Source organism: Limisphaerales bacterium, assembly GCA_014382585.1.
Lineage (GTDB): Bacteria > Verrucomicrobiota > Verrucomicrobiia > Limisphaerales > UBA1100 > JACNJL01.
Genome location: JACNJL010000038.1, coordinates 76,792 through 89,935, shown reverse-complemented (window position 1 = coordinate 89,935; position 13,144 = coordinate 76,792). Strand labels below are relative to the sequence as shown.

13 protein-coding genes are annotated in these 13,144 nt (G+C 56.5%); all 13 read left to right on the top strand.

What is annotated here, in order from left to right; translation table 11 throughout:
* Nucleotides 1-14 precede the first annotated feature (14 nt).
* The gene (locus H8E27_08120; protein MBC8325576.1) at nucleotides 15-653 is read left to right on the top strand and encodes an NADH-quinone oxidoreductase subunit B; all 639 of its coding nucleotides are present in this window, start codon (nucleotides 15-17) and stop codon (nucleotides 651-653) included.
* Complete coding sequence (locus tag H8E27_08115; GenBank protein ID MBC8325575.1) at nucleotides 650-1,213, top strand: NADH-quinone oxidoreductase subunit C; 564 nt, start codon at nucleotides 650-652, stop codon at nucleotides 1,211-1,213. Before H8E27_08120 ends, H8E27_08115 begins: the two co-directional genes overlap by 4 nt.
* Entirely contained in the window at nucleotides 1,150-2,361 is a 1,212-nt protein-coding gene (locus tag H8E27_08110) for an NADH-quinone oxidoreductase subunit D (GenBank protein MBC8325574.1), read from the top strand. The genes H8E27_08115 and H8E27_08110 overlap by 64 nt, the downstream gene beginning before the upstream one ends.
* Nucleotides 2,362-2,363: 2 nt before the next feature.
* Complete coding sequence (locus H8E27_08105) at nucleotides 2,364-3,053, top strand: 4Fe-4S dicluster domain-containing protein (GenBank protein MBC8325573.1); 690 nt, start codon at nucleotides 2,364-2,366, stop codon at nucleotides 3,051-3,053.
* A complete protein-coding gene (nuoH, locus tag H8E27_08100) occupies nucleotides 3,050-4,207 on the top strand; it encodes an NADH-quinone oxidoreductase subunit NuoH (GenBank protein MBC8325572.1) in 1,158 nt (385 codons plus the stop codon). Before H8E27_08105 ends, nuoH begins: the two co-directional genes overlap by 4 nt.
* The gene (locus H8E27_08095; protein ID MBC8325571.1) at nucleotides 4,204-4,725 is read left to right on the top strand and encodes an NADH-quinone oxidoreductase subunit J; all 522 of its coding nucleotides are present in this window, start codon (nucleotides 4,204-4,206) and stop codon (nucleotides 4,723-4,725) included. The genes nuoH and H8E27_08095 overlap by 4 nt, the downstream gene beginning before the upstream one ends.
* Complete coding sequence (gene nuoK, locus H8E27_08090) at nucleotides 4,715-5,026, top strand: NADH-quinone oxidoreductase subunit NuoK (GenBank protein ID MBC8325570.1); 312 nt, start codon at nucleotides 4,715-4,717, stop codon at nucleotides 5,024-5,026. The genes H8E27_08095 and nuoK overlap by 11 nt, the downstream gene beginning before the upstream one ends.
* The gene (gene nuoL / locus H8E27_08085) at nucleotides 5,023-6,930 is read left to right on the top strand and encodes an NADH-quinone oxidoreductase subunit L (protein MBC8325569.1); all 1,908 of its coding nucleotides are present in this window, start codon (nucleotides 5,023-5,025) and stop codon (nucleotides 6,928-6,930) included. The genes nuoK and nuoL overlap by 4 nt, the downstream gene beginning before the upstream one ends.
* Complete coding sequence (locus tag H8E27_08080) at nucleotides 6,927-8,366, top strand: NADH-quinone oxidoreductase subunit M (protein MBC8325568.1); 1,440 nt, start codon at nucleotides 6,927-6,929, stop codon at nucleotides 8,364-8,366. Before nuoL ends, H8E27_08080 begins: the two co-directional genes overlap by 4 nt.
* 4 nt (nucleotides 8,367-8,370) lie before the next feature.
* On the top strand, nucleotides 8,371-9,834 hold the full coding sequence (locus H8E27_08075) for an NADH-quinone oxidoreductase subunit M (GenBank protein MBC8325567.1): 1,464 nt from the start codon (nucleotides 8,371-8,373) through the stop codon (nucleotides 9,832-9,834).
* A 1-nt stretch (nucleotide 9,835) separates the two neighbouring features.
* Nucleotides 9,836-11,335, top strand: coding sequence for an NADH-quinone oxidoreductase subunit N (locus H8E27_08070; GenBank protein MBC8325566.1), 1,500 nt, complete (start codon nucleotides 9,836-9,838; stop codon nucleotides 11,333-11,335).
* A 223-nt stretch (nucleotides 11,336-11,558) separates the two neighbouring features.
* Nucleotides 11,559-12,806, top strand: coding sequence for a hypothetical protein (locus H8E27_08065; protein MBC8325565.1), 1,248 nt, complete (start codon nucleotides 11,559-11,561; stop codon nucleotides 12,804-12,806).
* 30 nt (nucleotides 12,807-12,836) lie between these two features.
* Entirely contained in the window at nucleotides 12,837-13,136 is a 300-nt protein-coding gene (locus H8E27_08060) for a hypothetical protein (GenBank protein MBC8325564.1), read from the top strand.
* The last annotated feature ends 8 nt before the right edge of the window (nucleotides 13,137-13,144 follow it).

Here is a 13,144-nt window from a genome sequence, read left to right as displayed (position 1 = left end):
ACATAAACGTCGGAATGGACCTCGACGACACCACGCGCTCGGAGTTGGAGCGGGCGGGGGTGATCGTATCGAAGGTGGATTTTCTTTACAACTGGGCGCGCGGCGGTTCGGTGTGGCCGCTGACGTTTGGGCTGGCGTGTTGCGCGATCGAGATGATTGCCTCGGCGACTTCGCGTTTTGACATCTCGCGGTTTGGTTCGGAGGTGTTTCGCCCCACGCCGCGGCAGGCGGATTTGATGATTGTCTCCGGCACGGTCACCAAAAAAATGGCGCCGCAAGTGGTGCGGATTTACAATCAAATGCCCGAGCCCAAATGGGTGATTGCGATGGGCGCGTGTGCGATTTCCGGCGGGCCATTCAAGCAAGGCTACAACGTGCTGAAGGGCATCGACCGTTACATCCCCGTGGACGTTTATTTGCCGGGTTGTCCGCCACGGCCGGAGGCGGTTTTGCAGTCGCTTAATTATTTGCAGGAAAAAATTCGCGGGATGAAAATTGAGGATGATCCCGCCTTCACTGAGGGTCGCCGGCAATATCCCGTGCCGCGTTTTACAGGCACGGATCTCGAGCCGCCGTTCAATCCCGAAGTATGGTCGCCGCCGGAAAATCCAAATGCACCTGATGCCCCGGAGGAGAAAGAAGTCACCGCATGAGCGAAGTTTGCCGCGAATCATTGCTGAAAGAATTCCCCGAGGCGCGATGGGATGAAGCTGCGGGCGCGGTGATTTTGCCCGCCGCAAATGCGCGTACCATCGCCGAGTGGCTGCTCGCCAGTGGCTGGGATTATTGCAGCAACGTCACCGGCGTAGATTACCTCGAGCGCGAAGTGAAAGAAAAAATCACCAACGACGCCGGCGAAACCGAAACCGTGACACGCACCGAGGCCGGCCGCATTGATGTGGTCTATCATCTTTATTCCATCGCTAACAAAACCGGTCCGCTGGTCATCAAACAACGCACCGGTCGCGAGGGTGCGGTGGCGGAATCGCTCACGCCGGTTTGGCGCAGTTGCGATTTGCAGGAGCGCGAGGTGTACGATTTGTTCGGCGTGAATTTCAAAGGCCATCCGGATCAACGCCGCATTTTGATGTGGGACGAATTTGAAGGCCACCCGATGCGGCGCGATTACGCCGAGCCTTTCGATTACGAATGGGAGCCCACGCCGCATGCCGAAATTTTGGAGAAACACCAACGGGGGAAGGTCATCATTTGAGCACCGCCACCGCGCCCAATTACGAGCTGCTGCAGCAGGAAGGTTTGGAAACCAGTCTGCTGGAAATCTCGATGGGGCCGCATCATCCGAGCACGCACGGCGTGTTTCGGATGGACGTGAAGCTCGACGGCGAAACGGTGGTGGACCTGAAACCGGTGTTTGGCTACCTGCATCGCAATCACGAAAAGCTCGCGGAAAATATGAGCTACCTTTCGAGCATGCCCTTCACCGATCGGCTCGATTATTTTAACAGCATGACCAACAATTGGGCCTACGCGTTGGCGGCAGAAAAGCTCGTGGATGTCGAGGTGCCCGAGCGCGCGGAATATCTGCGCGTCATCATGGCCGAACTCACGCGCTTGGTGAATCACGTGACGCTCGTCGGTTTTTTTGTGAACGACCTCGGCGCACTGGGCACGCCGTTGATGTACGCCTTCCGCGAGCGAGAAAAAATTCTCGATCTCTTCGAGCAAGCCAGCGGCGCGCGGATGATGTGCAATTACTTCCGCTTTGGCGGCCTCCGCAATGATGTGCCCGAAGGTTGGCTCAACCGCACGCGGGAATTGGTCGATCGCTTCCCTGCGTTCCTCGACGAGTACGAACAGCTCCTTTGCGAAAACGAAATCATCCTCAGTCGCACGCAGGGTGTCGGGAATTTATCACGCGAACTGGCCATCAATGCCGGCATCACCGGCCCGATGTTGCGCGCCAGCGGCGTGAATTATGACCTCCGCAAAGTGGACGCTTATGGCATTTACGATCGGTTCAAATTTCGCGTGCCTTACACCGATGGCGACACCGGCGATTGCTACGATCGATTTATGATTCGAATGCTCGAGATGCGCGAGAGCATCGCGATTTTGAAACAAGCCCTCGCCGACATTCCCGAAGGCGATATCATCGGCAAAGTGTCCAAAGTGTTTAAGCCCAAACCCGCCGAAACCTACGGCCGCATCGAAGGCCCCAAAGGCGAGCTTGGATTTTATCTCATCGCCGACGGTACCACCAAGCCCTACCGCTACCGCGTGCGGCCGCCGTCACTCATCAATCTCACGGTGCTGCGCGAGATGTGTCTCGGCGGCAAAATTGCTGACGCCGTCGTCATTCTCGGCAGCATCGACATCGTGCTCGGGGAGGTGGATCGATGAGCATACTCGGCGGCGGAATTTTCAAGGGAATGGCGGTAACCTTGCGGAATTTTGTGGGTTCCTATTTTTACAAGGAACGCCTCATCACCAATGATTACGATTGGCGCCCCGAGGATAAATTGCCCCAAAGCATCGGCGAGTATCCCAAGGAAGAAGGCGAGCAACTGCGCGATACCACCACGGTCAATCATTACAGCCGCAACTTCCCAATGCTGCTGCACGATACCGGCGAGCCGATGGACACCATCCGCTGCGTGGCCTGCCAAATCTGCGAGCGCGAGTGTCCGCCGCAATGCATTTACATCGAGAAGAGCGAAGACAAAACGGAGCGGTCCGACAACAAGGCGCAGTTTTATCCCGCCAAGTTTGACATTGATGTTTCCGTTTGTATGAGCTGCCAGATTTGCGTGGAGGTTTGCCCGTTCGACGCCATCGTGATGAACAGCCAGTTCGAGCTAAGCACGCCCAATCGGTTTGGCGGGTTGCTTGTGCGCCGCGATGATTTGCTGAAGAGCAACGATTACTACCACAAAATTCACCCGCAAGAAGCCGCCACGCGAGACCAAAAAATGGCCGCCGATAAAGCCGCCAAAGAAGCCAAGAAAAAAGCCGCCGCCGAAAAAGCTAAAGCGGCTGCGGAAGCCAAGGCAAAAGCCGCCGCCGAAGCAAAAGCTAAGGAGGACGCCGAATGAGTTTTCAGCTCATCATCGACATCCTCATCGCCACCGTGCCGTTGCTGGTGATTTTCCCGTCGCTCTTTGCCTTTACCACGTGGATGGAACGCAAAGCCCTCGCGCGAATTCAAAACCGCATTGGCCCCAACAAAATCGGCGTGCCCTGCACGCGCGTCAGTCTCTTTGGCCTTGGCCAACCCGCGGCCGACGGCATCAAAATGATTTTCAAGGAAGACATCGTGCCGCGCGGCGCGGATCGCTTGTTCCACTTGCTCGCCCCCATCCTCGCGCTCATTCCCGCGATGCTCATTCTTTGTTTTCTGCCGCTTGAGTTTCCGTGGGGTAAACTTATGTCCGGCAATGTTCAGGCATTCTTGCTCGATAGCGCGATCATCTTTTTCTTTGCCATCACCGGCCTCAACACGCTCGCTATTTTTATGGCCGGCTGGGCCTCGCGCAACAAATACTCCCTGCTCGGCGGAATGCGTGCCGTGGCGCAAATGGTCAGCTACGAAATCCCGCTCGTCTTGTCTGCCGTGATCGTGGTGATGATGGTTGGCAGCTTGAACGCCAAAGAAATTGCCACCGCGCAAGCCGGGTTCAACTGGTTTGTCTTCAGCCCGTGGGGGCTTGCGGCCTTCATTGTTTTCTTCATCGCCGCACTGGCGGAAACTAATCGCTCGCCCTTTGATCTTCCTGAAGCTGAAAGCGAGATCATCGCCGGCTATTTCACCGAGTACAGCGGCTTCAAGTTCGCGCTCTTTTTCCTTGGCGAATACATCGCGATGTTCGCCATCAGCGGCTTGGCCGTGACGCTCTTCCTTGGTGCAGGCGACGGGCCATTCTTGGCGGCCGCGCCGTGGCTTTCCGTGGTGTGGTTTATTGCTAAAATCTTCGGGTTGATCGCCGTGATGATTTGGCTGCGCGGCACACTTCCGCGTTTGCGCGTGGATCAGCTAATGGCATTCGCGTGGAAATTTTTGCTACCACTATCCATTGCAAACATCCTGCTTGCCGGTCTGTCGCATCATGTGATGGATGCTTACTCTGGGCCTGTCGCAAAGGTTGGCGCATGGACGGCGAGTTTAGTGCTGCTGTATGTGATGGCCTGGGGGTTGAATAACGTCAGCCGTTCCACCGCCAAACCGCGCGAATATTTATACGCTGAATGACGCAGGAAATTACATTTTGGGTGTTGGCGGTGATTGCCGTACTCGGCGCGCTGATGGCGGTACGGCGGCGTAATCTCATCCACGGCGTGTTCGCGCTGATGGTTTTCTTCGCGGCACTGGCGGGACTCTTCCTGTTGTTGATGGCGGAGTTCATCGCCGCGGTGCAAATTCTCGTTTACATCGGCGCGGTGGGCATTCTGTTGTTGTTCGCCATTATGCTCACCGAACGTGTCACGGGCGACGACGCGCGCGACATCAGTTCACGCGGCAGCTTTTGGGGCTGGGCTGCGGCGCTGGCAGTGTTGGTGTTCCTTTTATTGCCGGCCATTCAGGGTGCGGATTTATCGCAAACCGCCCAACCGATTAATCCATCGGTCAAAGCGCTCGGGTTTAAAATGATGAATCCGTACGTCGTCACGCTTGAAGTGTTGGCACTGCTGCTCACCGCCGCGCTGGTCGGCGCGGTGGCCGCTTCGCAGGGTGGCGAAAAAAAGAAGGAGGATGCCGATGACGCTTGAGCATTGCCTCATCCTCGGCGCGGTGCTTTTTTGCATCGGATTGCTCGGCGCGTTTACGCGGCGCAATGCGGTGGTGGTACTGTTCTCGATCGAAATTATGCTCAACGCCGCCAACCTGAATTTCATCGCCTTTTGGCGATTTAGCCCCAACCCAGCCGAACTGCACGGGCCACTGTTTACTCTGTTTACCATCGCCGTCGCCGCCGCTGAAGTCGCCGTCGGCCTTGCGTTGGTGATCGCCGTTTACCGTCATTTCAAAACCGTGGATCTCGAACAACTTGATACCCTCAAAGAAGAGTGACCCTCGAAACACTAGCATTGATTCCGTTGTTGCCGTTGGTGGCTGCTGCCATCACGAGCGGCGTGCAATGCGGACGCCGCTCGGCGGGCATTGCCATCGCGGCGATGCTCGGCTCGTGCGTGCTCGCGCTGATGGCGTGCCACGAGTCGTGGGGAATGGCGGCGGACACGCACAAAACGTTCGACATCGAATGGCTCGCCGTTGGCGGTACCGCGATCAATTTTGGTTTCGTGCTCGATCCCCTCACCGGTGCGATGGCCGCGATGGTCACGTTCGTCGGGCTGCTCATTTTCATTTTCTCCTTCGGCTATATGAAGGACGACAAACGGATGGCACGATTCTTTTGTTACCTTTCGCTGTTCGCCGCCGGAATGCTCGGCCTCGTGTTGGCCAACAGTTTGTTGCTGTTGTTTATGTGCTGGGAAATTGTCGGCGTGGCGTCGTACCTGCTCATCAGTTTTTGGAATCATAAACCCGAAGCCGCCGCCGCCGGCAAAAAAGCATTCATCGTCACGCGGATTGGGGACATGGGTTTTCTCATCGGCATTTTGTTGGCCTTCAAATCCACCGGCACATTGATGCTCTACGATGGCGGCGCGGGCCTGTTGGAAACCGGAATGGCCGGCACAGTGTTGGGCTTCAAAACTGCCGCCGTGGTGAGCTTGCTTTTATTTTGCGGCGCGGCGGGCAAGTCCGGCCAGTTGCCGCTGCACGTGTGGTTGCCGGACGCGATGGAAGGCCCCACGCCCGTGAGCGCGCTCATCCACGCGGCCACGATGGTGGCGGCGGGCGTGTTCCTTGTGGCGCGCGCGATGCCGCTGTTCGTCGATGGCGGCACGTTGCCGGTGGTCGCTTGGGTGGGCGCACTCACCGCGTTGGTGGCGGCGTTCATTGCGCTTGGGCAATACGACATCAAACGCATTCTTGCGTACTCCACCGTGAGCCAACTCGGCCTAATGATGGTGGGGCTCGGCGTGGGCGGCGTGGCGATTGGGATGTTCCATTTGCTGACGCACGCGTTTTTCAAGGCACTGCTTTTTCTTGGCGCGGGCAGTATCATCCACGGTTGCCACGAGGAACAGGACATCCGCAAAATGGGTGGCGTGTGGAAATCGATGCGCATCACCTCCATCGCTTATTTGTGCGGCACGGCGGCGTTGGTGGCGTTTCCATTTACGAGCGGATTTTTCAGTAAAGACGAAATCCTCGCGGGCGCGTGGGCGGCCAATCGCCCCATCTTTTGGATCGCCGCCTTCGCTTCGCTACTTACGGCAGTGTATATGACGCGCCAATGTTTGTACGTCTTCACCGGCACGCATCGCGGCGAACACGAGCCACACGAAAGTCCCAAAGTAATGACCGTGCCGCTCGTCATCCTCGCCATGGCCGCGCTGGGATTAGGCGCGGTGGCACACGAAACCATTTTTGAAAAACTGCCGGGCACGGCGTTCCCGCACGAAACCATCGTCATCGTCGTGAGCATCGCCGTGGCGCTCGGCGGCATCGCCATTGGCTGGTTGATTTACGGCAAACGCGAACTGGGTGCCGCGCCCGATCCGCTGGCGGTTGCGCCGTTGCGCGAGAAGCTTTGGTTCGATGAATTGTACGCCGCCACCGTCGGCCGCCTTTGGAATTTGATGGCCATCATTTGGGAACAGCTCAACGAGTTACTGCTTTTCATTCGCGAAATGGCCGTGGCACTGGCGCGCGCACTCAGCAGCGCGGTGGCCATTGGCGGTGATCGTCGGTTCATTGACACCTTTGCCTTCGACGGCTTGTGCGAAAAACTCCGCGACTGCGGTTGGGCGGTCACGCGGCCGCAAAATGGATTTTTGCCAAGCTACCTTCGGCTCATCGCCTTTGGTGCGGTGGTGCTGGGGCTGCTCCTGTTTTGGATGATATGATTACCGCACTTACATTAGCACCGGTGCTGGCGGCGATTTTGATTTTGTCTGTGCCGGCGGCGCGCGCGCGAATGGTCGCGCTCGGCGGCGCGTTGGTGTCGCTGGCGCTGACGGTTTGTATGCTCACGCGGTTTGACCTCACGGAAACCGGCATTCAGTTTCAGGAAAAATTCAATTGGATTCCTGCGCTCGGGATCGATTATTTTGTCGGCCTCGATGGCTTGAATGCGCTCGTGCTGTTGCTCGCTGCGGTGCTCGCGCCGTTAGGGGTGTTGGCCTCGTGGAATCACACCGACCGGCCGCGTACTTATTTTGCGTTGATCAGTCTGCTTTTCACAGGTCTCTTTGGCACGTTTACCGCGTTGAATTTTTTCCATTGGTTCCTCTACTGGGAATTGGCTTTGGTTCCGGCATTTTTCCTCATCAAACTTTTTGGTAACGGCGAGGAACGCCATCGCGCGGCGCTGAACTTTTTTCTGTTCACCGTGGTCGGCAGCGTGGCGATGCTGCTGGGATTCCTGTTTCTGTTTCAAAAAACAGGAACGTTTGATTTCATTACGCTCGCTAATATGGGCGTGGATGTCAGCCCGTGGATTTTCTGCGCGGTGCTCGCGGGGCTTTGGGTGAAAGTGCCGATGGCGCCGCTTCACATTTGGCAGGCCCCCGCGTATGCCGCCGCGCCCGCGCCGGTGGCGATGCTGCTCACCGGCGTGATGAGCAAGATGGGCGTGTACGGTTTTCTACGATTAGTGGTGCCGATTTTTCCGGCGCATTTGCAGCACTACGCCACGGCGATGATGGCGTTTGCGTTGGTGACGATTTTGTGGGGCGCATTTCTCGCGCTACGCCAAACGGATCTCAAACGGATGCTCGCTTTCTCATCGCTCAACCATGTGGCCTTTTGCGTGCTTGCTGTGGGCGCGTTAGGGTTTGTGGCCGACGGTGCGAAAATTGATGTGCGGGCGCTGGCCACGCAGGGAATTATTTTGCAAATGTTCGCGCACGGTATTGCAGCGGCAGGATTATTTTATCTCGTGGGGTTGCTGGAGGAACGCGGCGGCACGCGCGGCTTGGGAGACTTCGGAGGACTGAGCTCGGTGACGCCCCGTCTTGCGGCGGCGTTTTTTATTCTCACATTCTGCTCGCTCGGACTGCCGTTTATGGCGGGATTTGCAGCGGAGTTTTTGATTTTCAGCAGCAGCTTCGCCGTGGCGCCGGGCATCACGGCGGTGGCTACGCTGGGGCTATTGGCGACGGCGGTGTTTTTGCTGACAATGCTGCAAAAAGTGTTCACCGGCCCCACGCCCGAACGGCATCGTGCGATGCCCGATTTGTCTTTGATGGAAACGCTGGTTTTAATCCCGCTGCTCATCCTCGTTTTCTGGGCTGGAATGGCGCCGGCCACGTGGTTGCGGTTTAGCGAGACACTTTTTTGAAATGATTGCCCTGCTCACAGTCATCTTAAGTTTTACCGGCGCACTGGTTTGTGGGTTGATGCCGGCGCCTGCGCATCGAAGGATTCGTTGGGTGGCGCTGTTGACAGCGGGGCTGGGGTTTGCGGCGGCCTTCTGCTGTGCCTTGCGTTACACGGGGCCGGGGATGGAGGATATCATCAGCCGGACTTGGATTCCTTCGATGGGGGTTGGCTTCAACACCGGCTTTGATGGGATCAGTTTGCCGTTGCTGTTGGTGACCGGATTGGTGGCGGTGGCGGGTGTGCTCTTCACTTGGAATCTCGATCACCGCGCCAATCAATTTTATGCCTTTTACTTTGCGCTGATTGGCGGCGTGTACGGCGTGTTTTTGTCGATGGATTTGTTTCTGCTGTTTGTGTTTTATGAAATTGCGATTGTGCCAAAATATTTTCTGATCGCAATCTGGGGTGGCGCGAAGCGCGAATACGCGGCGATGAAACTGGTGATGTATTCTTTCGGCGGCAGCGCGTTGGTGTTGATCGGAATGCTGGCGCTGTTCTTTGCTTCGGGGCTGAACACCTTCGATTTGCGCGCGCTGATGGAAGTGGATTATTCCAGCGGACTGCAAGCGGTGGTGTTTCCGGTAATGTTCGTGGGCTTCGCGATCTTGGCCGGTATGTGGCCGTTCCATACGTGGGCGCCGCAAGGCCATTCGGCAGCACCCACAGCGGCGAGTATGCTGTTGGCGGGTGTGGTGATGAAGCTCGGCGCGTATGGTTGCCTGCGCATCGCGGTGGGATTGATGCCTGAAGGCGCGATGGTTTGGGCGCCGTGGGTGGCAGTGTTCGCGGTGATCAATATTATTTACGGAGCGCTGGCGGCGTTGCGGCAGGAGGATTTCAAATACGTGATCGGCTATTCCAGCGTGAGCCATATGGGCTTTGTGTTGCTCGGTATCGGCACGTTGCATCTCACGGGAATGACGGGCGCGGTGCTGCAAATGTTTTCGCACGGCGTCATCGGCGCGCTGCTCTTCGCGGTGGTGGGCACGGTGATTTACACGCGCACCAAAACGCGGATGCTCGACGAACTGCACCGGTTGATGGAACGGATGCCGGGCATCGCGTGGGTGTTCATCATAGTGGCATTGGCGTCGATGGGCTTGCCGGGGTTCAGCGGGTTTGTGTCCGAGCTGTACGTGCTGCTCGGGGCGTGGGCGAGTTTGCCAACCTGGATTGTCATCGGCGCGGGCGTTGGAGTGTTCGCAACCTTCGGCTACACGCTGGCAAAAATTCACGAAGCATTTTTTCGCGAGCGGAGCAATAGCAACAACGGGGAAAGCGATGCGGAATATCCGCCAATGACCTTGCCGGAAAAGGCGGGGGTGGCGTTGTTGCTGGGCGCGTCGTTGGTTATTGGGCTTTGCCCGTGGCTGTTGACCAATCACATCGCCGGTAGCCTGCAACTTTTGCTGAACCGATTTAATTAAAATGGATTACTCCGCAATATTCACCGCGCTGTTGCCCGACCTAATAGTGGTGGTGGCATTGTTCGCGGCGCTGGGCGTGGATTACACCAAACTGCGCGGCGCGTCATTGGCCGACCGCGCGTGCGCCGCTTTGCGCATTTGCGGCGTGGGGCTGGTGGGCGCATTGGTGGCATTGGCATTTCAGTTGACCGGCAGCTTCGCCTTGGACGGCCACGCGCTGGAAGTGGCCACGCACGGGCAATTGGTTTTGAACGCCGGCACGTTGGCGCTAAAGGCGCTGTTGTTTTTGCTGGGACTATTGGTGCTGCCGCTGGCGGCGCGAACAATTTCCACACCGCAAGTGAGCGAATATTTCGCGTTGCTGTTGCTGGCTACTTTGGGGATGGGTTTTATGGTGACGAGCCGCAACCTGCTCGGGGCATTCGTGGCGTTGGAGTTGGTGAGCTTGAGCTTGTACGCGCTCACGGCGCTGAACTCTGCGCAAAAGGGGTCGGCCAAATCCGCTGAAGCCGCTGAAGCCGCACTTAAATATTTTACTTATGGCGGGGTGGCGTCAGCGTTTCTTTTATTCGGCATCAGTTATTTATTTGGCGCATTGGGGCAACTGGTTATTACGCAAGCCACACTGGCCGAAGCACCGCGATTAGTGGTGGTGGCTTATTTGTTTATTTTGGTCGGGCTTGGCTTCAAGCTTGCGCTCGCGCCATTTCATTTGTGGGCGCCGGATGTGTACCAAGCCGCGCCCACGCCCGCAGCGGCGTGGATTGCCAGCGGCTCCAAAATCGCCGGCGTGGCGTTGTTGCTTGCCTTGCTCGGGCCGGTTTCGCTGCCTTCGGCGCATTCGGCGATCGTGCCGTTGTTGTTATTAATGGCCGTGGCCAGCATGGCGGTGGGCAACCTCGGCGCGTTGCGGCAAGCCAATGTCAAACGCCTCCTCGCCTACAGCGCCATTGCCAATGCCGGATATATTTTGGTGGCCGTCGTGGCCTTCACCGATGACGGCCGCGCGGCGGCACTATTTTATGCAATCGTGTACGCCGTGGCCACGCTGGGCGCGTTCGCGGTGGTGAGTGTGTGGAACGACCGACTCGGGCGCGAAGCGCTCATCGATGATTTTCGCGGGGCGTGGAAAGCCAGCCCCGGCCTTTCGCTGGCGTTATTGGTATTTGTGCTGTCGCTCGCGGGCATTCCCCCGCTCGCGGGATTTGTTGGGAAATTTTATTTATTCTTCGCCGCCATTCACGCCGCGCCACAAATGGAATATTGGAGCGATGGATTATATTGGCTCGTGGCCGTGGCCCTCGCCTTCAGCGTGGTGGCACTTTATTATTACCTAAAAATCCTCAAAGCCGTCTTCGTGCGCGAGGAAACCGGTGAGATGGATAAAACGCCGGTAGGCTTGCCCACCTCCGTCGCCATCCTCGTGCTAGCACTGCTGACCGTGGCACTCGGCGTCTGGCCTGAGCCGGTGGTGGAATATATTCGGTTGTATTTGTTTTAGGTAGGGCGGTTTCTCCGAAACCGCCTTGGCGCGCTCGGAGAGCACGCCCTACCTTTTGCGTTATCTTTCGCTTAATGCGCCTTCGTTCACTTCCCATTTCAACGCTGCCCTGCCGTGCTGAAATGGGTGCTATAAATTTAATTCATAGGTTTCATAAATTATTTTCATAGAGATTAGTGTGCTATTTTGTTGACGCCCCCCCTGCTGTTCTTACGGTTCCTATATGAAACCTGCCCACGGTTTGTTATTGACGGTTGGATTTGCAGTGGGCACGGCATTTTCGTATTGGATGCTTGCGGGTTCGGTGACACCGAATCGTTCGATTTCAGATGGGCCGGATGCGGAGGAATCTATTTCTTTGGTGGAACATCGTTCAGAGCTTCAGGCTGCGCGGGCGCGGGCTAATCGGGTGGAGGTGATCGAAACCAAAATTTTTGAATCGGTGGACGTGGGCCGTTCGGCGATTGAGTTAATTGAAAATCTCAAAACGGTGGAGGCGAACAGCCCGGAATTTATTCAGCGCCGGTCAGTGCATTATTTGGAAAGCCTGGTGGATTTGGGGCCCAAGTCGGTGGGGCCGATTGGCACGTTTTTGGCAGAACGAGTGGACCGTGAATATCTGACCACGCGTCAATCGCTTACCTTGAATGGGCGGCCTGTCAGTGCCGCCGAACAAGTACGGCGGGCGATCAGTAACCCTTTGCCCAAACCCAATCTGAATTTCGTCAGCCCGCCTTCATTGCGCTTGGGTTGTTTCACGGTACTACTGCAAATCGGCGGGCCGGAAGCGGAAAAGGTGTTACTGCAAGTATTGAAGAAAACCGCCAGTGGGGCGGAGATTGCGTGGCTGGATGAGATTTTGGATCGGCTCAATCCCGGCACGCACCGGGACAAAGTGCTGGAGGCCGCGCGTGCGGTGCTCCAGATTGAAAGAGCCACGGATGACACCAGCCTGTTGGATCGGCAATCCAAACGATATTTGCTGGCCGTGTTGATCCGGCATCGCGACCTAAACTTGCTTTCCCATTTTCAGGCAAACCTCGTGGATGCCAAGGGCCGGTTGGATCCTTTAGCCTTCCGTTATGTATTGGACGTCCAAGGCACGGCCGGCCTGACCACCCTGCGGGAAATCTATCACACGCGTATAACCGATGCCGACGAACGCCGCGCAGTGCGCAGCCGATTGTTACGATACGTGGGCACGGAACCGGGAATGGACACCTTCTACAAAGAGACTTTCCAAGCCGCAATAGCCGGACGCGATGGGATGACCTCGCGCGATGTGAGCACCGCCCTGTTAAGCCTCAGCTTTAGCCCCATCCCCGGCCAGCGATTATCTAAAAACCCAGCCTTGATTCTCAACCGCCTTCGTATGATAGATTGGTTGAAACAAACCAACCGTGATCCCCTTTTACGAAAACGAATCCACTCCATCGAAAACATCCTGAATCGGATGTTGCATCTCAAATAAACCAACTCCTAACCTAAAATAACCCCAACCATGAACCCAAAACAAACACTCCTAAAACTCCTCTTGATTGTCCTATTGGGTATCCCCTCAATAACTCAAGCTGATGAGAGCGATATAAACACGCTCACTCTGGAAACGCTGCACGGATATTGGCAATTTGTAGGCGAAGCTCCCGAAGATGGAGAAATCTCCTTCCCCGAAGGCGATTGGATTCCAGATTTGGAAGATCCGGATTGGACTAACATCGATTTTGAAGATTACTTCAACTGGCTTTATAATGAATACCCAGAAGACGTTTCTAGTTTGATCAAACAGTCCAAGCTTGGCTAGAAGAGAAA